The sequence below is a fragment of the Flavobacterium rhamnosiphilum genome, from assembly GCF_004349195.1.
In the GTDB taxonomy this organism is placed as follows: Bacteria; Bacteroidota; Bacteroidia; order Flavobacteriales; family Flavobacteriaceae; genus Flavobacterium; species Flavobacterium rhamnosiphilum.
In genome coordinates this window covers 89,162-110,026 of sequence record NZ_SMLG01000006.1, presented here as the reverse complement: position 1 = coordinate 110,026, position 20,865 = coordinate 89,162, and the positions used below count along the sequence as shown (strand labels likewise).

General features: G+C 34.9%; 23 protein-coding genes. 11 read left to right on the top strand and 12 right to left on the bottom strand.

The window, feature by feature from the left end; genetic code table 11:
* Window positions 1-90: 90 nt before the first annotated feature.
* The 10 genes from ftsY to E0I26_RS09555 all read right to left on the bottom strand — a co-directional run bounded on the left by ftsY (window position 91) and on the right by E0I26_RS09555 (window position 7,968).
* Window positions 91-1,059, bottom strand: coding sequence for a signal recognition particle-docking protein FtsY (gene ftsY, locus E0I26_RS09600; RefSeq protein WP_131916264.1), 969 nt, complete (start codon window positions 1,057-1,059; stop codon window positions 91-93).
* A 169-nt stretch (window positions 1,060-1,228) separates the two neighbouring features.
* Complete coding sequence (locus tag E0I26_RS09595) at window positions 1,229-1,381, bottom strand: DUF4295 domain-containing protein (RefSeq protein WP_073370281.1); 153 nt, start codon at window positions 1,379-1,381, stop codon at window positions 1,229-1,231.
* A gap of 75 nt (window positions 1,382-1,456) precedes the next feature.
* Window positions 1,457-1,639 carry a 50S ribosomal protein L33 gene (rpmG, locus tag E0I26_RS09590; RefSeq protein ID WP_017495179.1) on the bottom strand — a complete coding sequence of 61 codons (183 nt, stop codon included), beginning with the start codon at window positions 1,637-1,639 and terminating at the stop codon, window positions 1,457-1,459.
* Window positions 1,640-1,666: 27 nt separating this feature from the next.
* The gene (rpmB, locus tag E0I26_RS09585; protein ID WP_024980263.1) at window positions 1,667-1,903 is read right to left on the bottom strand and encodes a 50S ribosomal protein L28; all 237 of its coding nucleotides are present in this window, start codon (window positions 1,901-1,903) and stop codon (window positions 1,667-1,669) included.
* A 75-nt stretch (window positions 1,904-1,978) separates the two neighbouring features.
* Complete coding sequence (locus tag E0I26_RS09580) at window positions 1,979-3,229, bottom strand: CinA family nicotinamide mononucleotide deamidase-related protein (protein ID WP_131916263.1); 1,251 nt, start codon at window positions 3,227-3,229, stop codon at window positions 1,979-1,981.
* A 168-nt stretch (window positions 3,230-3,397) separates the two neighbouring features.
* Window positions 3,398-3,742 (bottom strand): Hpt domain-containing protein, encoded by a 345-nt coding sequence (locus E0I26_RS09575; protein WP_131916262.1) that lies wholly within the window; start codon window positions 3,740-3,742, stop codon window positions 3,398-3,400.
* Window positions 3,742-4,353, bottom strand: coding sequence for a fumarylacetoacetate hydrolase family protein (locus tag E0I26_RS09570; protein WP_131916261.1), 612 nt, complete (start codon window positions 4,351-4,353; stop codon window positions 3,742-3,744). The genes E0I26_RS09575 and E0I26_RS09570 overlap by 1 nt, the downstream gene beginning before the upstream one ends.
* Window positions 4,354-4,436: 83 nt before the next feature.
* On the bottom strand, window positions 4,437-5,207 hold the full coding sequence (locus E0I26_RS09565) for a 3'-5' exonuclease (protein WP_131916260.1): 771 nt from the start codon (window positions 5,205-5,207) through the stop codon (window positions 4,437-4,439).
* Window positions 5,208-5,379: 172 nt separating this feature from the next.
* Window positions 5,380-6,696 carry a dihydrolipoamide acetyltransferase family protein gene (locus E0I26_RS09560; protein WP_131916259.1) on the bottom strand — a complete coding sequence of 439 codons (1,317 nt, stop codon included), beginning with the start codon at window positions 6,694-6,696 and terminating at the stop codon, window positions 5,380-5,382.
* Between the two features lie 84 nt (window positions 6,697-6,780).
* Complete coding sequence (locus E0I26_RS09555; RefSeq protein WP_131916258.1) at window positions 6,781-7,968, bottom strand: glycosyltransferase family 2 protein; 1,188 nt, start codon at window positions 7,966-7,968, stop codon at window positions 6,781-6,783.
* Between the two features lie 593 nt (window positions 7,969-8,561).
* Here E0I26_RS09555 and E0I26_RS09550 point away from each other — a divergent pair.
* The 6 genes from E0I26_RS09550 to E0I26_RS09520 all read left to right on the top strand — a co-directional run bounded on the left by E0I26_RS09550 (window position 8,562) and on the right by E0I26_RS09520 (window position 14,361).
* On the top strand, window positions 8,562-10,424 hold the full coding sequence (locus E0I26_RS09550; protein WP_131916257.1) for an ABC-F family ATP-binding cassette domain-containing protein: 1,863 nt from the start codon (window positions 8,562-8,564) through the stop codon (window positions 10,422-10,424).
* Window positions 10,425-10,730: 306 nt separating this feature from the next.
* Window positions 10,731-11,642, top strand: coding sequence for a type II restriction endonuclease (locus tag E0I26_RS09545; protein ID WP_131916256.1), 912 nt, complete (start codon window positions 10,731-10,733; stop codon window positions 11,640-11,642).
* Window positions 11,639-12,613 (top strand): Dam family site-specific DNA-(adenine-N6)-methyltransferase, encoded by a 975-nt coding sequence (locus E0I26_RS09540; protein WP_131916255.1) that lies wholly within the window; start codon window positions 11,639-11,641, stop codon window positions 12,611-12,613. Before E0I26_RS09545 ends, E0I26_RS09540 begins: the two co-directional genes overlap by 4 nt.
* Window positions 12,614-12,934: 321 nt before the next feature.
* Window positions 12,935-13,219 carry a hypothetical protein gene (locus E0I26_RS09535; RefSeq protein WP_205728792.1) on the top strand — a complete coding sequence of 95 codons (285 nt, stop codon included), beginning with the start codon at window positions 12,935-12,937 and terminating at the stop codon, window positions 13,217-13,219.
* 488 nt (window positions 13,220-13,707) lie between these two features.
* Window positions 13,708-14,001: a type II toxin-antitoxin system HigB family toxin gene (locus E0I26_RS09525; RefSeq protein WP_131916253.1), complete on the top strand. Its 294-nt coding sequence runs from the start codon at window positions 13,708-13,710 to the stop codon at window positions 13,999-14,001.
* Between the two features lie 3 nt (window positions 14,002-14,004).
* Complete coding sequence (locus E0I26_RS09520) at window positions 14,005-14,361, top strand: helix-turn-helix domain-containing protein (protein ID WP_131916252.1); 357 nt, start codon at window positions 14,005-14,007, stop codon at window positions 14,359-14,361.
* 116 nt (window positions 14,362-14,477) lie between these two features.
* Here the strand turns inward: E0I26_RS09520 and E0I26_RS09515 are convergent, their stop codons facing one another.
* Window positions 14,478-16,028, bottom strand: a complete 1,551-nt coding sequence (locus E0I26_RS09515; RefSeq protein WP_131916251.1) for an SDR family NAD(P)-dependent oxidoreductase — start codon at window positions 16,026-16,028, stop codon at window positions 14,478-14,480.
* 186 nt (window positions 16,029-16,214) lie between these two features.
* On the opposite strand from E0I26_RS09515, the gene E0I26_RS09510 reads away from it, so the two are divergent.
* Window positions 16,215-16,994: an O-methyltransferase gene (locus tag E0I26_RS09510; protein WP_131916250.1), complete on the top strand. Its 780-nt coding sequence runs from the start codon at window positions 16,215-16,217 to the stop codon at window positions 16,992-16,994.
* A gap of 53 nt (window positions 16,995-17,047) precedes the next feature.
* On the opposite strand, the gene E0I26_RS09505 is transcribed toward E0I26_RS09510, so the two are convergent.
* The gene (locus E0I26_RS09505) at window positions 17,048-17,722 is read right to left on the bottom strand and encodes a hypothetical protein (RefSeq protein ID WP_131916249.1); all 675 of its coding nucleotides are present in this window, start codon (window positions 17,720-17,722) and stop codon (window positions 17,048-17,050) included.
* A 380-nt stretch (window positions 17,723-18,102) separates the two neighbouring features.
* Between E0I26_RS09505 and E0I26_RS09500 the strand changes: the two genes are divergently transcribed.
* The 4 genes from E0I26_RS09500 to E0I26_RS09485 all read left to right on the top strand — a co-directional run bounded on the left by E0I26_RS09500 (window position 18,103) and on the right by E0I26_RS09485 (window position 20,830).
* A complete protein-coding gene (locus E0I26_RS09500; protein WP_131916248.1) occupies window positions 18,103-18,789 on the top strand; it encodes an ABC transporter ATP-binding protein in 687 nt (228 codons plus the stop codon).
* A gap of 153 nt (window positions 18,790-18,942) precedes the next feature.
* Window positions 18,943-19,800 (top strand): ATP-grasp domain-containing protein, encoded by an 858-nt coding sequence (locus tag E0I26_RS09495; protein WP_131916247.1) that lies wholly within the window; start codon window positions 18,943-18,945, stop codon window positions 19,798-19,800.
* A 29-nt stretch (window positions 19,801-19,829) separates the two neighbouring features.
* Window positions 19,830-20,399, top strand: coding sequence for a cob(I)yrinic acid a,c-diamide adenosyltransferase (locus E0I26_RS09490; RefSeq protein ID WP_039110943.1), 570 nt, complete (start codon window positions 19,830-19,832; stop codon window positions 20,397-20,399).
* A 209-nt stretch (window positions 20,400-20,608) separates the two neighbouring features.
* A complete protein-coding gene (locus tag E0I26_RS09485) occupies window positions 20,609-20,830 on the top strand; it encodes a DUF2795 domain-containing protein (RefSeq protein WP_007138072.1) in 222 nt (73 codons plus the stop codon).
* Window positions 20,831-20,865: the final 35 nt, after the last annotated feature.

Below are 20,865 nucleotides of genomic sequence, written 5' to 3'. Positions count from 1 at the left end.
TAAGATTTGCCAATATAAAAGAAATGATGCTCACTAAATAGAGATACATCGGAGGTGTGTTTTTTAAAGAAGAAAAATCCATTCTAATTATTATTTAAAAAAACTATCTACAAACTCATACTTATTAAAAACCTGAAGATCCTCAATTCCTTCTCCTACACCAATATATTTTACAGGAATTTGAAATTGATCTGAGATACCAATTACTACACCGCCTTTTGCAGTTCCGTCCAGTTTCGTAACGGCTAAACAAGTAACCTCTGTAGCTGCTGTAAATTGTTTCGCTTGTTCAAAAGCATTCTGACCAGTTGATCCATCCAAAACTAATAACACATCATGTGGTGCATCACCAACAACTTTTTGCATCACTCGTTTTACTTTGGTCAATTCGTTCATTAAATTAATTTTATTATGCAAACGACCTGCAGTATCAATAATGACAATATCGGCATTTTGTGCCACTGCTGATTGTAACGTATCAAAAGCTACCGAAGCCGGATCACTTCCCATATCTTGACGAACAATAGGAACGCCTACTCTATCCGCCCATATTTGCAATTGGTCAATGGCAGCGGCACGAAAAGTATCGGCTGCACCAAGAACCACATTATAACCTGCTTTTTTAAACTGATAGGCTAATTTACCAATGGTAGTCGTTTTTCCAACTCCATTTACCCCAACCACCATTAAAACATAAGGCTTGCTCTGAACTGTCCCGATAGCTATCGGGATTACAAACTCAGTGGCTTCTCCAGTATTTGTCTCTGATAATAAAGCAGCAATTTCTTCTCTAAGAATTTGATTGAGTTCTTCTATACCAAGGTATTTATCTGAAGCAACACGATTTTCGATTCTGGTAATTATTTTTAATGTAGTATTCACACCAACATCTGAGGCAACAAGGATTTCCTCTAAATTATCTAAAACTTCCTCATCAACTTTTGACTTTCCGGCAACAGCTTTGGTTAGCTTCGAAAAGAAATTTGTTTTTGATTTTTCAAGACTCTTGTCTAATGTTTCTTTTTTCTCTGATGAAAATATTCTTTTGAAAAAACTCATTTCTTTTTAGATTATTAGATTGTTAGACTTCTTAGATTTTCAAACAATCTGAAGTCTGAAAAATTAAAGAGGACAATTTACTGTGCTTCTATAAAATTTTAGACAAATATAAAAAATAAAAAAGCTACTTCCGAATGAAAGTAGCTTTTCTATATAATGTGATTGTTAATTATTTCTTTTTCAAGAATTCATCAACAGCTTCAGGAGCCATAATAGATTCTACGAATGTATATGCACCTGTTTTTGGAGATTTCACCATTTTGATGGCTTTTGATAATCTCTTAGAAGATGTTTGTAACGATGCTACGGTTTTCTTTGCCATGATTCAAATGTTATTTAAATTTAAATAAAATCTTCAAATGTGACCATTTGAGATTTTTATTAAAATCTCTAATTATTATTTAATTTCTTTGTGAACAGTTACACGTTTCAAGATTGGATTAAATTTTTTAATCTCTAATCTGTCTGGTGTATTTTTTTTGTTCTTTGTTGTTATGTATCTTGAAGTTCCTGCAACACCTGAAGTCTTGTGCTCAGTACATTCTAAAATTACCTGGATTCTATTACCTTTCTTTGCCATCTTGCTATTTTTTTATTTTGGAATGGATTATTTAATAAATCCTTCTGACTGCGCTTTTTTCAAAACTGCAGCGATTCCATTTTTATTAATTGTTTTTATCGTAGATGCAGCTACTCTTAGAGTAATCCATCTATCTTCTTCTGGAAGATAAAAACGCTTTTTAACTAAGTTCACAGAAAATTTTCTCTTAGTTTTGTTCATAGCGTGAGAAACGTTATTTCCTACCATCGCTCTTTTACCTGTAAGGTCACAAACTCTTGACATTATACTTATCTTTTATCGTTATTCAAAATCAGGGTGCAAAGAAAAGAAAAATAAACCTATTAAGCAACAAATTTACTACACATTTTTTAAAATTTCTTTCTGTAATAGTTCTAAACTTTTAATTACAGCTCTATCTATCACTTTTTCACGGGGTTGGCCAAAATTAAATTCTTCAACAATTACTTCGCTTGGTGTTGCCAATGCGATAAAAACAGCTCCAACTTCTGCATTTGAGTCTCCTTTTAACGGTCCTGCGTTCCCAGTTGTCGCAATTGCATAATCTGTTTTCATCATCTTTTTTATGTTCAAAGCCATGGCCGAAACTACTTCTCTACTCACCACCGAATTTTCTTTTATGAGGCTTTCCGGAATACCCAAAACATCTATTTTAACGGCTGTTGCGTACGAAACCACACTTCCTTTAAAATATTTTGAAGAACCCGAAACCGATGTCAATACTGCTGCAATATTACCTCCGGTACAACTCTCGGCGGTGGAAATCGTTTTATTTTGCTTTGCCAGCATTTTTCCTACTACAACTTCTAAGGTTTCATCATCGTCAAAACCAACAATAATATCATGGATTATGGCATCCAGCGAGTTTACATTTTCGGCAAGAGCAACTTCTAATTTTTCTTTATCGGTGCCACGGGCCGAAAGACGCAAACGAACTCTTCCCGGTGCAGGCAAATAAGCCAACTTAATAAATTCAGGAAGGTTATTTTCCCAATCCTCTATTCGTTCCGCCACCATACTTTCGCCTTGTCCGTACGTGAGAATTGTTTTATGGATAATATAAGGGCGTTTATACTCTCTAACAACTTTTGGAATAATTTCATGCTCCACTAAATACTTCATTTCGTAAGGAACTCCGGGAAGCGAAATAAAAACGGTATTCTCCTTTTTCATCCACATTCCTGGCGCAGTACCTACCTGATTGTGAAGCACCGTACATTTTGACGGAACCAGTGCCTGATCTTTATTGATTTGCGTAATGGTTCGTTTATAAAAACCTTCTATAAGTTGCGTAACATGAGCCAGCACTTTTTGATCAACAACCAATTCATCTTCAAAATAATCACAAAATGTTTTCTTAGTAATATCATCTTTTGTAGGTCCTAAACCTCCAGTTATAATAACCAAATCGACTTTGTTTTGAAGCGCTGCAAACGTATCTAGAATGTGTTTTTTATCATCACTAATCGAAATCATTTCATTGATTTCAACACCAATTTTATCTAACGACTTAGCTATAAAACCAGAATTCGTATCAACAATTTGGCCTATTAAAATTTCGTCACCAATGGTAACTATGGTTGCTTTCATTTTTTTGTGATGTTTTTTTTTATGAGATTGCAATCTAAAAAGAGGAATGTGTAAAATAATACATTCCGTTTTTTTTTGCGTGAGGGATAAAAGTGAAAATCCTCCCGTTTTTCCGGGAGATTGTAACGGATAGCCCGACCCGCTTTTTCAGCGGGTCACGCCCCAATATTACAAATCGAAATCTTTTTTGATTTCTTTGATAGCGTCGTTAACTTGGTTTTTTACGCTCTTAAAAGTTTCTTTAATGTCTTTCTTTTTACCTTCGGCTTTAGTCCAGGCTTCAACTTGGAGAATCTCTTCAAAAGCCATATTTAAACCCATTAAATCAAGCGTAGGTTTTATCTTGTGTGCATAAGCATAAGCATGCTTGTGGTCTTTCTTTTTTATTCCTTCTTTAATTTGAAGTAAATCGTCTGGAACTTCAGTAACAAACAAAGTCAAAATTTCATTCACAAATTCTGGATCGTTGTCTGAAAGTGCGTACACTTTTGAAAGGTTGTAATTTATAGCCATTATTTTACCTGTATTCTAAATAGTTGTTGTCCCTCTAAAAATCCTTCCAAAACGTCATCCGGCTTTACTGCAGCAACTCCTTCCGGAGTTCCTGTAAAAATAATATCGCCAATTTTTAACGTAAAAAACTGAGAAACGTACGAAATAAGCTCATCAATTTTCCACAACATAAGGCTGGAATTACCAATTTGTACCGTTTTATTGTTGTTGGTTAATTCAAAAGTAATATTTTCTAATGAACTAAATTGATTTTTAGGTAAAAATTCTCCTATAACTGCCGAACCGTCAAATGCTTTTGCTTTTTCCCAAGGCAACCCTTTTGCTTTTAATTTATCCTGTAAATCGCGAGCCGTAAAGTCAATTCCGACACTGATTTCGTCATAATATTTATGGGCAAACTTAGGTTCGATGTATTTCCCCACTTTATTTATTTTGACAATAATTTCAATTTCGTGGTGAATATCTTCCGAAAATTCCGGGATTACAAATGGATGCTGCTTCAACAAAACGGCCGAATCCGGCTTCATAAAAACCACAGGTTCCGTTGGTCTTTCGTTACGCAATTCCTCTATATGATTGGTGTAATTTCTACCGATGCAGATTATTTTCATAACTTGGGTTTTGGGTTTTAGCTTTTAGGTTTTAGGTTTGAAAATATCTTACTTCCAACACCTAACACCCAATATCCTAATACCTATTTCGTATTTAGTTTTCTAAGTTTGATTGCCGTTAAAACTTTCTTGGTATACAATGGAAAATCCGCATTTTGAATCCAACTAAAATAACCGGGCTCTGTTTCCAGAATTTTATCCACTTTCACTCCTTTGTGCTTTCCAAAAGCAAAAATTTCTTCATCATCCTTATCAAAAGCAATCATTCCTGCAAAATCAGCGATTTTCTTTCTTGTCGTAAACTCCGATAATGATTTCATATCGTTTTCCAGTTCCGGATAACGATCCAGTTGTGCTTTTAATATTTCATAAGTCGCCATGGTGTCCGCTTCTGCAGAATGTGCATTTTCAAGCGTTTTCCCGCAATAAAACTTATGTGCCGCGCTCAAGGTACGTTCTTCCATTTTATGAAAAACCGTTTGTACATCAACTGAAACTCTATTTTTCATATCAAAATCTACTCCGGCACGTAGCATTTCTTCTGCCAATAACGGAATATCAAATCGATCTGAATTAAATCCAGCCAAGTCACTGTCTTTAATCATATTGTAAACTTGCGTCGCCAGTTCATTAAAAGTAGGCTCATTCGCCACTTTTTCATCGGTAATTCCATGAACAGCGGTTGTCTGTGGCGGGATTGGAATCGTTGGATTAACCAGCCATGTCTTACTTTCTTTGTTTCCGTTTGGGAAAACTTTGAATATTGAGATTTCTACAATTCTATCTTTTCCAATGTCAATTCCTGTGGTTTCAAGATCGAAAAAGCAAATTGGTTTATTGAGTTTAAGTTCCATTTTTTAATTTTGTGTGGATACAAATATATAGGTTAAACACGAATTTGACGAATTATCCCCAAATAATTTCTTCAAGAATCCTTCTCTTTTTGTGTAATTAAAACCGTGTAATAAAATAAAAACCCGACTGATTTTTAAAAATCGGTCGGGTTTAAATTGTAATTATATACCTTTAAAAATCTCTGTTTACATCAAAAGCTTCTAAATATTCAGCGACTCTTTTTACAAAACTTCCTCCTAGCGCTCCATCTACCACTCTATGATCATAGCTGTGCGACAAGAACATTTTTTGACGAATTCCAATAAAATCTCCTTCAGGAGTTTCAATTACTGCCGGCATTTTACGGATTGCTCCAAGGGCTAAAATTCCCACTTGCGGCTGATTGATAATTGGCGTACCAAACACACTTCCAAAAGTCCCCACATTCGTAACCGTATAAGTTCCGCCTTGCGTGTCGTCTGGTTTTAGTTTTCCAGCTTTTGCACGACCTCCTAAATCGTTGACCGCTTTTGCCATTCCTACCAAATTCAGCTGATCTGCATTTTTAATAACGGGAACAATTAAATTTCCGTTTGGTAACGAAGCAGCCATTCCAAGGTTGATATTTTTCTTTTTGATGATATAATCTCCATCAACAGAAATATTCATTCCAGGGAAATCTTTCAATGCTTTTGCAACAGCTTCCATGAAAATTGGCGTATACGTCAATTTCTCGCCTTCTCTCTTTTCGAAAGCATTTTTATTTTTCTCTCTCCATTTTACAATATTCGTCACATCCACTTCGATAAACGATTGTACGTGAGCCGAAGTTTGTACCGAAGCGACCATGTAACCCGCAATTAGCTTGCGCATTCTGTCCATTTCTATAATTTCATCACCACCGCTTACAGATACCGGAGCCGCTTTTTGAGCAACTGGAGCTGCAACTGGTTTTTGAACTGCTGCAACCGGAGCTGTCCCGATAGCTATCGAGGCTACAGGTTGGCTTGTTCTATTTTTTACGTACTCTAAAATATCATTTTTAGTTACTCTTCCTTCTTTTCCTGTTCCGGAAATCGCTGCTAATTCTGCAACAGAAACCCCTTCTTCTTTGGCAATATTTTTCACCAAAGGCGATAAGAATTTTTCAGAATCAGAGAAATCTACTGGAGCCGCAACACTTTCTTTGGCGGCATCCACCGTTTTTGTTACTTCAGCAACAACCTCAGCGGCTACAGCTTCTTTAACAATTGGTACAAGCTCTCCACCTTCGGTTTCAATTATTGCGATAGTCTGACCTACTTGAACCAGATCATCTTTACCAAACAATTGCTCAATCAAGATACCCGAAACTTCACTTGGCACTTCGCTGTCTACTTTGTCAGTAGCAATTTCAAGTACCGCTTCGTCAGCTTCAATTTTATCTCCAACTTCTTTTAACCAGTTTGTAATGGTTGCTTCTGCAACGCTTTCTCCCATTTTTGGAAGCTTTAATTCAAATCTTGCCATATTGTTAACCTAAAAGGTGATTTTGATTTTCAGTTTGCGAAATTACTAAATATTTCAAATATAAATTACATTAAATGTAATTTTTTACTCTATTTTCATAATCTCACCTCTTTCGTTACTATTATTACTTCCAATTAAAAAATTAGCGTTTTTGGGAATGATTTTAAAGGTAAATCCTCTATTTCTTGAAGATTCAAGAATCGACATACAATCTTTAAAAGAAATGAATTCGTTATCCAGAATAATTTCAGTCCCCGTTCCACTTCTTAACGAAGACGAAATTACCATTTTTTCTGTTTTTAAATCGTGAAATGAGACTTTTTTTTGCAAAATCAAAGCCAGTTTTTTTGCTAATTTTTCATTTGAGGAATACAACAGATATGATTTTGGAGCGCTTTTTATCCCGAAGTTTCGGGAGGGTTTCCCTTGAAACCTTTTTACCAAAGAGAAAAAGACAATTCCTGTTTTCATAAAAAGTGAGAATAACACGGAAACACGAAAATGCTTTTTGTAAAAGAAATGCATGGCTTCCTGAAAACGCTTCATATACGTTTCGTCCTTAACGGTACTTTCTCCTTTATAATGGATTACGGTGGTTTCGTGGAAATAATAGTTCGACTTTCCTTTTTGTAAAATTCTATACGACAAATCAATATCATCCGAATACATGAAACAATCTTCATCAAAACCGCCTACTTCAAGGTATAAATCTCTTTTCATTACCATAAAAGCACCCACGAGAATATCCACTTTTCCAGTTTGGTTTTCGTTTAAATGTTGCGCGTAATACTTCCCGAATGTTCCCGACTTGGGAAATAATTTGTACAAACCCGTGATTTTGGTAAAAGCGACCCAAGGTGTTGGAACGCCACGCTTGCTTTCCGGCAGAAAATTCCCGGCTCCATCGATAAGTTTGCAACCCAAGATTCCTAAATTATTCTTCTCGACTGCGCTCGAAGTGACAAAATTTAAAATTTTTATAAACGTATCTTCGGCGACAACAGTATCCGGATTGAGAATGCAAATGTATTCTCCTTTGGCTTGGGCTACACCAATATTATTGCCTTTTGGAAAACCTACATTTTCATTATTTTGAATGAGTTTTACGTTTGGAAAATGCTGTTGCATCATTGCACAACTGTCATCGGAAGAATTATTATCGATTACAATGATCTCGCCATCAATGGTTTTTAATGCATTTTGAACGCTTAAAACACATTGTTCGAGAAAATACCGAACGTTGTAATTGAGAATGATGACGGATAGTTGCATTGAGCAAATATAATTAGAAAACTTGCCAATTAAAAAATTAGAAAATTATCCTACTATTTTTATTTTTACTTCTTCACTCGAATAGGTTTCTAACTTCCCTTCATTCAATTGATGCAAAGCCTCATGAATATCCTTTACGTATTCATTTTCAGAAATTGGATTTCCATCTGCGTCATAACCAACACTGTTTTCTTCATCAAGAAGTTTTGCTATTTTACTAAGAATCTTATTATCGTTACTATTTAAGATTCTTTGCGTAATGTTGATTTTTAAAGTCTCCGTTTTTATGATACAAATTTTTAACTACTCAAATTTACGCTATTTTATTGAAAATCAAAAAACATGTTTCTTCTTAGCCCCGATTGAAGTGAAAATCCTTTGAGAGGAACGAACAAAGATTGCAACGTAAAGCGGGAACGATATCTGCAAATAAACCCGAATCTTTCGCTCCTAAAAAATAGGCTGCCGTTTTTAGTTTTAACATTACTTAAACCACAAAAACTTGAAACTTGATGTAAATGAATTACTTTTGCAAAAAAGTTATGTTTCGCAACGCAGGCATAGCTTTCAATTTATAACTCATATCTTACAAAGTGAATTACCTTTCTGTTGAAAATATCTCGAAATCTTTTGGTGAACGTACGTTGTTTAAAGACATCTCGTTTGGAATTAATAAAGATCAAAAAATTGCTTTCATAGCCAAAAACGGTTCTGGAAAAACGACTATTATGAGTATCATTAATGGTTTAGAAGAATCTGATACCGGACAAGTGGTTTTGAGAAAAGGCATCAAAATGGCGTTTCTTTCGCAAAATAATAATTTGCAGGAAGAATTAACGATTGAGGAAAGCATTTTCGCATCGGATAATGAGACTTTAAAAGTGATTGAAGCGTATGAAAAAGCATTAGAAAATCCCGAAGATGAAGAAGCCTACCAAAAAGCTTTTGACGGAATGGATCAGCACAATGCGTGGGATTTTGAAACGCAGTACAAGCAAATTTTGTTCAAACTGAAGTTGGAAAATTTCAAATTGAAAGTGAAAAATCTTTCTGGTGGACAGAAAAAGCGTTTGTCACTGGCTATCATTTTGATTAATCGTCCTGATTTATTGATTCTGGATGAGCCTACGAATCACTTGGATTTAGAAATGATTGAATGGCTGGAAAGTTATTTTGCCAAAGAAAATATTACGTTGTTTATGGTAACGCACGACCGTTTCTTCTTGGAGCGTGTTTGTAACGAAATCATCGAATTGGACAACGGAAAATTATACCAATACAAAGGAAATTACTCCTATTATTTAGAGAAAAAAGAGGAACGCATCGCCTCCGAGAATTCGAGTGTGGATAAAGCGCAGAATCTTTTTGTGAAAGAATTGGAATGGATGCGCCGTCAGCCAAAAGCGAGAACGACAAAATCGAAATCGCGTCAGGATGATTTTTATGACATTAAGGAAAAAGCGCAAAGTCGCCGTCGTGAAAATAAAGTAGAGCTTGAAATTAATATGGAACGTATGGGAAGCAAGATTATCGAGCTTCACAAAATTTCCAAAAAATTCAAGGATCATGTCATCATGGATAATTTCAGTTTTGATTTCCAACGTGGCGAACGCATTGGAATCATTGGAAAAAACGGAACCGGGAAATCGACTTTCTTGAATTTATTGACCGGAACTATTCCGCTTGATGGTGGAAAAGTGGTGATTGGCGAAACGATAAAAGTGGGTTACTATACACAAAGCGGAATCAACCCAAAACCGGGTCAGCGTGTGATTGATGTGATTAAGGAATACGGAGAATTCATTCCGTTGATGAAAGGAAAATTGATTTCGGCTTCGCAATTGTTAGAGCGTTTCTTGTTTGATGCTAAAAAACAATACGATTTTGTCGATCGATTGAGCGGTGGAGAATTGAAACGTTTGTACTTGTGTACGGTTTTGATTCAGAATCCGAACTTCTTGATTCTGGATGAGCCAACCAATGATTTGGATATTGTGACGCTGAATGTTTTAGAAAGTTTCCTTTTGGATTATCCGGGTTGTCTGGTAGTAGTATCGCACGACAGGTATTTCATGGATAAAATTGTGGATCACTTATTCATTTTTAGAGGTGATGGTGTGGTCGAAGATTTTCCTGGAAACTATTCTGATTTTAGAGCCTATGAAGACAGTACTGATGTTGCTCAAAAAGAGGAAAACAAAGCTGAAAAGAAAGACTGGAAACAAAATAATCCAACTGGAAATCTTACGTTCAACGAACAAAAAGAATTCCAGAAAATCGAGCGAGAAATCAAAGATTTAGAAATTCAGAAAGCGAGTATAGAACAATTATTCTCAGACGGGAAAATTGGGGAAAGCGATATTGAAAAGAAAGCTAACGAATTGAAAAACATCATCAATAAAATTGAAGAGAAAGAGGAACGCTGGTTTGAGCTTTCTGCTAAGATAGAAGGATAAAATTAGTATTCAGTGACAGTTTACAGCATGTAACACTTTCTTCAAATAATATTCTAAACACACCCACAACAGAATGAGATTTTGTTGTGGGTGTTGTTATTTAAAGCAAAAAAATTATCATAAATCCATAAGAAAAATTGGAATAAATTAGTCTATTTGATATTTTGCAACCTATATATTTATATATTTGAAATAAAGAATATTATTTATCAGACTTATATACAAGCTGACTGTATTTGTAAAAAACCGAATATAACAGAACATTCGCATTAACATTTTGTACATTTGTTCCTAGAAAATAAACACATGAATATTAGAGAGAAATACATTACAGAATTTGAGAAATCCTTAAATAAATTTGTTGAAGAATTAAAAAAACATGTTTCTACCGAAACTGGAGAGTGGACTGTCAAAGGGTTTATTGACATCTACAAAAATATATATACAATTTCTTCGGACACAAAAATTGTTTCGAAAATTCTTGAAATTCATATTTTTCCTGTAATTTTAAAATTTGCAAATGATGCAGGTTATAAGATTATCTTAGCTACTCATCAAAATTATTATCCAGATTTAACATTTGTTAATAAAGAAAATGATGAAATTAAATTTGCACTTGATTTAAAAACAACATTTAGGAGAGATGATAAGTCCGCAAAATTTACACTAGGTAGTTATGGCGCATATTTCAAAGAAAGAGATAAATCGAAAAACATTCAATTCCCATATAACCAATATACCGGACATTATTGTTTAGGCGTAATTTACACAAGAATAGATTTCGACGATGATTTATCTGATATAGAAATTTTTCAGGTTAATGAACTTGAAGAAAATTATGGTAATCAAATTGATCCAATAGGAGAAAGAGAAATTACTAAAGTTGAGAACTTAAAATCTATCACATCAGTAATAAAAGATTTTGATTTTTTCGCTGTAGCTAAATGGAAAATAGCAAGTGATGGAAAAGGTTCTGGAAATACCGCAAATATTGGATCTGTGAGTAACATTGATGATTTAAGAGCTGGAAATGGTGTTTTCAGTAAACTTGGAGAAGAATGGTTTGATGAATATTGGATAAACTATGGCGATGCTAAAATCATAAGGGATAATAAAGCAGTGCCAATTACTAATATTTGGGATTTCCTCGAATTTAAAGGAAGAACGGACTTGATTGATAAAGTTGGAAACGGGGCTAAAAAAAGAAAAAGTAAATGAAAATATTTGTTCCACCAATAAAATCGCAAGGTATAAAATCTAAACTTACCGAGTGGATTTCAGCAAATGTTGAAAACGTTTCCTATGAAAGATGGGTAGAACCATTTATGGGGACGGGTGTTGTTGCATTTAATGTTAGACCAAAAAAAGCACTTTTATGTGATAGTAATCCTCATTTAATTAGGTTTTACAATGCAATCAAAGACAAAGAAATTACTAGCGGAATTGTAAAAAGACATCTTACAGAAGAAGGTAAAAAATTATTAGAAAGTGAAGGTAGATACTATTACGAAGTAAGAACAAGATTTAATCTTGAAGCAAATCCTCTTGATTTTTTATTTTTAAGTCGTTCTTGCTTTAACGGAATGATGCGTTTTAATAAAAAAGGTGGATTTAATGTACCTTTTTGTAAAAAACCAAATCGTTTTGCTCAAGCATTAGTTACAAAAATCACAAATCAAGTAGAAAATATATCTCAAATTATTGAGAATGGAGATTATACGTTCAAGCATCAAGATTTTAAAGATACTTTAAATGAAATAAAACCAAATGATTTTGTTTATTCTGACCCACCATATATTGGAAGACACGTCGACTATTTTGACTCTTGGACAGAAGATGAAGAAATAATTTTGAACAATGGTTTAAACAAATCAAATGTTTCATTTATTCTATCAACTTGGTTGAGCAATAAATATAGAACAAATGATTATGTATTCTCGGTTTGGAAAAATTGTTTTGTATCTACAAAAGAACATTTTTATCACGTTGGCGGAAAGGAAACAAATAGAAATGCAGTATACGAAGCATTATTATCAAACATAAAACTAAAAGATAGCATATCAAATTCTGAAATGAATGAAAGAATTCAATTAAATCAATCACAATTGACAAGTGAAGTAAAGAGTTATAACGTGCCAAAGCAATTGACTATTATACTTGAAGAACAACAACTACACCCAATAGAATAGACGGGCCCAAATCGTTCGGAAGTAAACTGATTTATCTCAAATTGACACCACAACAAAATCTAATTCTGTTGTGGTTTTTATTTATAAGCTTAGTAGGATATTACCAAGGAATAGGATTGCAATCCCAGATTTTTCTAACAATATTTTTCTTCTAAATAATTACATACGATCAAAATATTTTTAAAACAGAAAGTACTTTGTATTTCAAAGTCATGTATCTTTGCTAAGTAAAAACCTGGAAATGAAGCTTATTAAATATTAAAAGCTGCACTTTCGGATTATGTACAACCAAATTAATATCTAAAACTGAAAATTATGATTATGGAAAACAAAAGAGGTATTGGCATTGTCCTCACAGTAGTTTTTTTACTGCTCATCCCATTAATAGCAATGCAATTCACAAATGAAGTAAACTGGAATCAGTCCGATTTTGTAGTCGCTGGTGTCCTATTGCTCGGTACAGGGCTTATCTGTGAGCTTGTAATGAGAAAGGTAAAAAAAATCGATCATCGAATCATTCTCTGTACAGTTATTCTGGCAGCGCTTCTCCTCATTTGGATAGAACTTGCAGTCGGTCTTTTCGGGACACCCTTCGCCGGATCGTAAACAGTAAACCTTGATTGCGGATTTGTAAACCGTTCCCATAAAATTAAGCAACAAAAAACCACGACAAAATTAAATGCTGTTGTGGTTTTTATGATATAGATAATACTATAATAGACAACTCTTTTTTGCCACATCAAGCGCAGTCGAGATACAACATTGGTTCTCGACTGCGCTCGAACTGACAGTTGAATGATTTTATAAATTCGAAGATTTTACCAAGGAATCGGATTGTAATCTTTCAAAAACTTCCCACACCAGTGTTTTCCTGTATTAATACCGTCAAACAACGGATCCATAACTCGTGCTGCTCCATCTGCAATACCTAATGACGGTTGAAAATCTTACAGTTCTGGTTTACTTTGGCAAAGTTTTGTTTGGTAAAAAAAGTCCCTAAAATATACTTCACAAAATACAGATACACAAACAAGTAAAAAAAAAATGCAACTATTCCCAAATTGGTAAATTGTTATTATCTTTGTAAAAAAGATTTGAGAGTAGTTGCTAAAAAAATATTGAGGGATTTTTGGGAAAATCATTCTGATTGTGAGCAACAATTAAAATCATGGTTTCGTGAAGCTCAAAAAGCGGAATGGAAAAACCCTAATGACATAAAAGCAGCCTATCCAAGCGCAAGTATTCTTAATGAGAATCGAGTAGTTTTTAATATTAAAGGAAACAACTACAGGTTAATAGTAAAAATAAATTATGAATACGAAATGGTCTGGATTAGATTCATAGGAACTCACGGAGAATATGACAAAATTAACGCAAATACAATTTAGACAATGAATATAAATCTTATCAAAACAGAAGACGATTATAATCAAGCGCTTGAAAGACTTGAAATAATCTTTGATGCAAAAAAAGGAACGGAAGAAGGCGACGAATTAGAACTTTTAGGAATATTGATAGATCAATATGAAAATGAGCATTTCCCAATAGATTTACCCGATCCTATTGAAGCGATAAAATTCAGAATGGAACAAATGGGATATACTCAAAATGATTTAGCCAAAATCATTGGTTTCAAAAGTCGAGCTAGCGAAATTTTAAACAGAAAAAGAAAACTTTCTTTGGAAATGATTAGACAGTTACACACCAGCCTAAATATTCCGACAGAAGTTTTAATACAAACTTATTAGTAAAAACCATAGCCACTTAACTGGAATTAGCAATTCTAAAAAAACCACAACAAAATTCAATTCTGTTGTGGTTTTTTATTCTATAAACTTCTTTCGGTTTCCCCTTCAGGTGGCTTCTACCAAGGAATCGGATTGTAATCTTTCAAAAACTTCCCGCACCAATGTTTTCCCGTATTGATACCGTCAAACAACGGATCCATAACTCGCGCTGCTCCATCCACAATGTCTAATGGCGGTTGAAAATCTTCTTCTTCCTGTTTTCTTTTGGCTAATTCTGCCGGATCTTCGTCGGTTACCCAACCGGTGTCGACCGCATTCATAAAAATGCCGTCTTTTGCCAAAGTTCCCGAAGAAGTGTGCGTCAGCATATTCAAGGCGGCTTTGGCCATATTGGTATGCGGATGGCGGTCTTCCTTGAAAAAACGATGAAACTTTCCTTCCATTGCCGACACATTGATGATGTGTTTTTTTCCGGTATTATCTTTCTTCATCACTTCCGAAAGGCGGTTACACAATACAAAAGGCGCTACGGAATTCACCAACTGTACTTCGATCATCTCCGTGGTTTCTATTTGTCCCAATCGCAAACGCCAGCTGTTGGTTTTTCTCAAATCCACTTGCTGCAAATCGGCATCGAGTTCTCCTTCCGGAAAAACTTCATTTGCCACGAGCGCATTATCAAACGAATACGGAATCTGAGATAATTTGGCGGAAGCCCGCAACCCTATTCCGGGTTCTGGTCCGTGCCAAGTCACCGGCATATTTTGATTTGGAGAAGCTCCAGATGTCAATACTTTTAATTCATCCAAACAATTGGTATGATCCAATAATAATTCTTGCGCTTGTTTGGGCAAAGAAGCGATGGAACGTTCTTCGTTTTCCATTAAATGCGTATAGAATCCGGCGGGACGTCTCACCGTTTGCGCTGCATTATTGATTAAAATATCCAAACGTTCGTATTTTTGCTCAATAAAGTTACAAAAAATCTCCACACTCGGAATGTGTCGCAAATCCAATCCGTGAATTTTCAAACGATGTCCCCAATCCATGAAATCGGCTTCCTTAGAAAAACGCAAAGCGGAATCCACCGGAAAACGAGTCGTTGCAATTACGGTTGCTCCACCACGCAACAACATCAAAGTAATGTGATACCCAATTTTCAGACGAGAACCTGTAATAACGGCAACTTGTCCGTTTACGTCAGCAGTTTGAAAACGTTTGGCATAATTAAAATCACCACAATCCGTACACATCGTATCGTAAAAATGGTGCATTTTAGTAAATTCCGTTTTACACACGTAACAATTTCTGGGAGTTTCCAGTTCCAATTGCTCTTTGTGGGCGAGGTCATGTGAAGCCAATAGTTTTGGTGCCACAAAAATACTTGCTTCACGGGCATGCCGAATTCCGGTTTCCTTTCGGGCGGTTCGATCCCGTTTTTCCATTTTGCGTTTGGCAGCCACTTTTCCGTCTTTTTTTCTTCGGGAAAGCTCGTCACGGTCGGGTCTGGAAAACATTCCTGCCGCTTTGATTAAAGCTGTTCGTTGTTCTTTTGGGATATCAAATATTTGGTCGGTATCGGTATTTAATTGTGCCAAAATAGCGATGCATCGGTCAATTTCCTCCGAACTTATGGCACTTTTATGTTCTATTTGTTCAATCATCATCTTAAAAAAATGGGTATTATTCTTGGTGTAAATTCCAAGGGCGCAAAGATAGACTTTTTAAAGTCGTAAAGTTTCAAAGTCAAAAGTCATATAGTCTTTGCTTTTGAATTTGTGACTTTCGGCTTTAAGACTTTTGACTTTCGACTATTATCTTAGTATCTTCGCGCCTAGCTTGCAAATATCTTTATGTTATTCCAAATAAAATCGTACGTACAATTCCTTTGGCACTCAAAAAATGAGCATGCCGTACATTCTCCGTTTGTATTTAGTTTGCTAACGAAATGCTTTTATGATAAAAAGTCAAAACCGGAATATGCTATTTTAAAAAAGTATCGAGATTCGATTTTAGCAAATAACAACACCATTGAAGTCACTGATTTTGGTGCAGGTTCGAAAGTTTTCAAATCGAATACAAGAGTCATTGCCAAGATTGCCAAAACTGCTGGAATTAGCCAGAAACGAGCCGAATTGCTCTTTAGAATTGTCAATTATTTTCAGTCACAAAGTATTTTAGAAATTGGAACTTCTTTAGGATTGGCGACTTCCGCACTTTCTTTAGGGAATTTAAAAGCAAAAATAATCACTTTAGAAGGTTGTCCTGAAACAGCAAAAATTGCTCAAAATCAATTCAACCAATTTAGTTTAACCAATATAAATTTAGACGTAACAGAATTCGGTAGTTATTTGAGTGACTTTCGACTTTCGACTTTCGACTTTCAACTTATTTATTTCGACGGCAATCACTCCAAGAAAGCAACGATAGACTATTTCGAAGTATTACTTCCTACAATTACCAACGAAACCGTTTGGATATTCGATGACATTCATTGGTCGCCAGAAATGGAAGAAGCTTGGAAAATCATAAAAAAACATCCAAAAGTGACTGTAACTATTGATACGTTTCAATGGGGATTGGTGTTTTTTAGAAAAGAACAGCCAAAAGAACATTTTGTGATTCGTACCTAAAAAAAATGACAGCCATTGCTGACTGTCATTTCTCACTTTGAATTAATTATTCCTTATTCTTTAGCTCTTTTCATCTCTCCTGATTTTGCTCCCATTCTGTTTACAGTATACATCGGTGCAAATTTCAATTTTAAACTAGCAATTTTTCTGTTATCCTCACCTGAAAGTCCTTCTTTTTCAACAGTATTTTTTCTGCTGTCAAGTGCTTCATACATCAATTTAATTTCATCCCAATCTTCACGAGAATAGGCATCTTTATTCGTTTCAACCGTACCAACAAATTGTTGATAAACGCCAAGGATATTGTCTTTGTTTACCCAAGTAAAACTCATGTCATCCCCTATTTTTCCTTCACCAAACAAAGCATTTCTTAGTTGTTGTTTTGGGTTTACAGCTACAGCAGCTTGAGCATTCTCTTGCATTTCAGCTTCATATTTAGCTTTCAAAGCTTCATATTTTGCAGTTGCAGCATCAAGACGTTCTTGCGCTTCAGCGTTATCTTTCATATTAGCTAAAGCTGCTTGAGCATCTCCGCTTCTTAATTGATACGTAGCTTCAATTCCTTGCCAGTTTGCTTTAGCATCCTCTGCAGTAACATTTCCTAATGAATCAACATACGTTACATATGTATCTACCGTTTTTTCTGCTTGTTGAGCTTTCTCATCTTTACATGAAGTAAATCCTAAAGCGATTACCGCTATTCCTAACACCATTTTTGTACTTTTCATAACTACTTGATTTGATTAATATTATTATGTAAATTTAAGCAACATTATTCGATTCGTAATTATAATCCAAAAATCTTATAAATATTACATATAATTATGAAATAAAGAGCAATAAAATGTGAATTATATAAACTAACCCTGAAATAGTATAAATAATTACAGAGTAATTTTATGTATTAAAAATTGTCTTTTAAAAGAAATTAGCAAAAATCACAAGTATTTGATTTTAAAAAAGTTAGTTCCCACTTAAAATTGAAGCTCAAAATGTAACAAATTTTAAAAAACAACTACTTATTAATAATTCAAAAGTCTTTTGTACTTTTAAAATCTAATTTAATAGCACCCTACGCACAGTCGAAGGTCAAAAATCATATATTCTAATGGCAAACCCGCTAATCAAAATAACCAATATCAAACGAGATTTTGTACTTGGAAATGAAATCGTTTATGTTCTTAAAGGCATTGATTTAGAAATAAATAAAGGTGAATATGTAGCATTAATGGGACCTTCAGGATCTGGAAAATCAACTTTAATGAATTTATTAGGCTGTTTAGACACACCAACTTCCGGGAGTTACATTCTGAACGGAAAAGATGTCAGCCAGATGAAAGATGATGAATTAGCCGAAATTCGAAATAAAGAAATAGGTTTCGTTTTCCAGACTTTCAACCTTTTACCCAGAACAACCGCATTAGACAACGTGGCTTTACCCATGATTTATGCCGGATTTTCAAAATCGGAAAGAAAAGCACGAGCTACCGAAGTATTGGAGCAAGTAAATCTTGCGGATAGAATGGACCACCAACCCAACCAGCTTTCGGGTGGACAACGCCAGCGTGTGGCAATTGCCCGTGCTTTGGTCAACAAACCATCCATCATTCTTGCCGATGAACCTACGGGGAATTTGGACAGTAAAACGTCATTAGAAATCATGAAACTTTTTGGAGACATCCATAATAATGGAAACACCGTGATTTTGGTAACGCACGAAGAAGAAATCGCCGCTTATGCACACCGAATCATTCGTTTGCGTGACGGACTTATCGAAAGCGACACTACTAAATAGTTTTTTCAGGAGCTTTTTCCGGCTATCCGCTTGTATCTCTTTCTTGTCATTCTTCCTTCGTCTGAATGACAAGAAAGAGGATACCGCTTATATCCGGGCTAGGAAATCCAAATTACGATTGCGTTTAAAATTCCAAATAACATCCACCAAAAAATGAAAATCGCTATACTAACCTGCGAAAAACTTCCAGACCTAAATCCCGAAGATCAAAAAATAATTCCGGCATTAGCCAAACATAATATAGAAGCCAGCGCTGCTATTTGGAGCGACAAAAGCGTTAATTGGACTGATTTTGATTATCTGATTTTTCGCAATACTTGGGATTATTTCGAGAAAGAAACCGAGTTTAAAATTTGGCTCGACCAAATAGAAAAACTGGGAATCAAAACACTAAATCCCATTGAAGTAATCAAGCAAAACATCCATAAGTTTTACTTGCGTGAAATGGAGCAGCAGGGAATCACAATTTTACCAACCGTTTTTATTGATAAAACGGATAATCTTAATCTTGCAGAACGTATTCCGTCACACTGGAAAAAAGCAGTTATAAAACCGGCATTTTCTGCGGGCTCTTATCTCACAGAAGTTTTTGAAGCATCAGAAATTCAAGCAATAAGTGAAAAATATAAAAGTATAGCTTCAGAAAAAGAATTGCTTTTACAGGAATTCATGCCCGAGATTCAAACATTGGGCGAAACCTCTTTTATATTTTTCAATAAAAAATTCTCCCATTGTGTCAATAAAAAACCCGTTGAAGGGGATTTTAGGGTGCAATCACAATTTGGAGGAAAATACAATTTGGTTCAACCCAGTCCAGAATTAATTGAAAAAGCACAAAAAATTGTTGATACTTTTCAAGATGATTTATTATATGCCAGAGTGGACGGAATAGTAATTGAAGATGATTTGCATTTAATGGAAATCGAATGCATTGAACCTGATTTGTATTTCAATCTCAGTGAAAATTCACTGGAACGATTTGTTGCCGCAATAGTGGAATTAATACCCTAAATTTGTTTTTTAAATCAAATAAACGGTAGATGAAAGTATATACAAAGACTGGAGATAAAGGAACAACAGCACTTTTTGGCGGAACCAGAGTCCCAAAAGACCATGCCCGAATAGAAAGTTACGGAACCGTTGACGAATTGAACTCTTATATTGGTCTGATTCGCGATCAGGAAATGAACAGTCATTACAAAGAAATCCTTATAGAAATTCAAGATCGCCTATTTACTGTCGGCGCTATATTAGCAACGCCACCTGAAAAAGAGGTGATGAAAAACGGGGAACTTCGTTTGAAAAAGCTGGGAATTATAGAATCTGACATTGAATTATTGGAAAATGAAATTGATGCCATGGAAGAAGCATTGCCGCCAATGACTCATTTTGTACTTCCAGGCGGACATACCACTGTGTCATATTGTCATATTGCACGTTGTGTTTGTCGCAGAGCAGAGCGCTTAGCAGTCCATTTAAGCCACAATGAACCCGTTGCTGAAATCGCAATCAAGTACTTAAACCGACTTTCTGACTACCTTTTTGTGTTGGCACGGAAGTTGTCTCATGATTTGAACGCTGCCGAAGTTCAATGGATTCCGAGGAAGTAGGATTTCAGTCCCGAAGCTTCGGGAGAAGAGTAACGATTTTTTATTTCAGATGTATTGAAAAATCATTTTTTTTAAATCAAAAATCGTTAATCTGAAATCAAAAATCAGCAATCAACAAAACGTTCTTAACTTTAACTAAAAATAAATGATTTTTTACTTGTCTTTTTCAGTAAAAAATTTATTTTTGCACAAAACTAAATCGACAACACATGTATTGGACATTAGAATTAGCATCTTATTTAAGCGATGCACCGTGGCCTGCTAACAAAGACGAACTTATTGACTACGCTATTAGAGCAGGAGCTCCATTAGAAGTAGTAGAAAACCTTCAATCTATAGAGGATGAAGGCGAGATATATGAATCAATGGAAGAAATTTGGCCAGATTATCCTACGGACGAAGATTATCTTTGGAATGAGGATGAATATTAAAAAGTAAACCAAGAAAAAGTCTCAAAAGAGGCTTT

Coding starts and splice junctions, on each gene's coding strand:
- ftsY (WP_131916264.1), bottom strand. CDS start 1,059: ATGAGTTTTTTCAAAAGAATATTTTCATCAGAGAAAAAAGAAACATTA.
- E0I26_RS09595 (WP_073370281.1), bottom strand. CDS start 1,381: ATGGCAAAGAAAACCGTAGCATCGTTACAAACATCTTCTAAGAGATTA.
- rpmG (WP_017495179.1), bottom strand. CDS start 1,639: ATGGCAAAGAAAGGTAATAGAATCCAGGTAATTTTAGAATGTACTGAG.
- rpmB (WP_024980263.1), bottom strand. CDS start 1,903: ATGTCAAGAGTTTGTGACCTTACAGGTAAAAGAGCGATGGTAGGAAAT.
- E0I26_RS09580 (WP_131916263.1), bottom strand. CDS start 3,229: ATGAAAGCAACCATAGTTACCATTGGTGACGAAATTTTAATAGGCCAA.
- E0I26_RS09575 (WP_131916262.1), bottom strand. CDS start 3,742: ATGGCTATAAATTACAACCTTTCAAAAGTGTACGCACTTTCAGACAAC.
- E0I26_RS09570 (WP_131916261.1), bottom strand. CDS start 4,353: ATGAAAATAATCTGCATCGGTAGAAATTACACCAATCATATAGAGGAA.
- E0I26_RS09565 (WP_131916260.1), bottom strand. CDS start 5,207: ATGGAACTTAAACTCAATAAACCAATTTGCTTTTTCGATCTTGAAACC.
- E0I26_RS09560 (WP_131916259.1), bottom strand. CDS start 6,696: ATGGCAAGATTTGAATTAAAGCTTCCAAAAATGGGAGAAAGCGTTGCA.
- E0I26_RS09555 (WP_131916258.1), bottom strand. CDS start 7,968: ATGCAACTATCCGTCATCATTCTCAATTACAACGTTCGGTATTTTCTC.
- E0I26_RS09545 (WP_131916256.1), top strand. CDS start 10,731: ATGAATATTAGAGAGAAATACATTACAGAATTTGAGAAATCCTTAAAT.
- E0I26_RS09540 (WP_131916255.1), top strand. CDS start 11,639: ATGAAAATATTTGTTCCACCAATAAAATCGCAAGGTATAAAATCTAAA.
- E0I26_RS09535 (WP_205728792.1), top strand. CDS start 12,935: ATGGAAAACAAAAGAGGTATTGGCATTGTCCTCACAGTAGTTTTTTTA.
- E0I26_RS09520 (WP_131916252.1), top strand. CDS start 14,005: ATGAATATAAATCTTATCAAAACAGAAGACGATTATAATCAAGCGCTT.
- E0I26_RS09515 (WP_131916251.1), bottom strand. CDS start 16,028: ATGATGATTGAACAAATAGAACATAAAAGTGCCATAAGTTCGGAGGAA.
- E0I26_RS09510 (WP_131916250.1), top strand. CDS start 16,215: ATGTTATTCCAAATAAAATCGTACGTACAATTCCTTTGGCACTCAAAA.
- E0I26_RS09505 (WP_131916249.1), bottom strand. CDS start 17,722: ATGAAAAGTACAAAAATGGTGTTAGGAATAGCGGTAATCGCTTTAGGA.
- E0I26_RS09500 (WP_131916248.1), top strand. CDS start 18,103: ATGGCAAACCCGCTAATCAAAATAACCAATATCAAACGAGATTTTGTA.
- E0I26_RS09495 (WP_131916247.1), top strand. CDS start 18,943: ATGAAAATCGCTATACTAACCTGCGAAAAACTTCCAGACCTAAATCCC.
- E0I26_RS09490 (WP_039110943.1), top strand. CDS start 19,830: ATGAAAGTATATACAAAGACTGGAGATAAAGGAACAACAGCACTTTTT.
- E0I26_RS09485 (WP_007138072.1), top strand. CDS start 20,609: ATGTATTGGACATTAGAATTAGCATCTTATTTAAGCGATGCACCGTGG.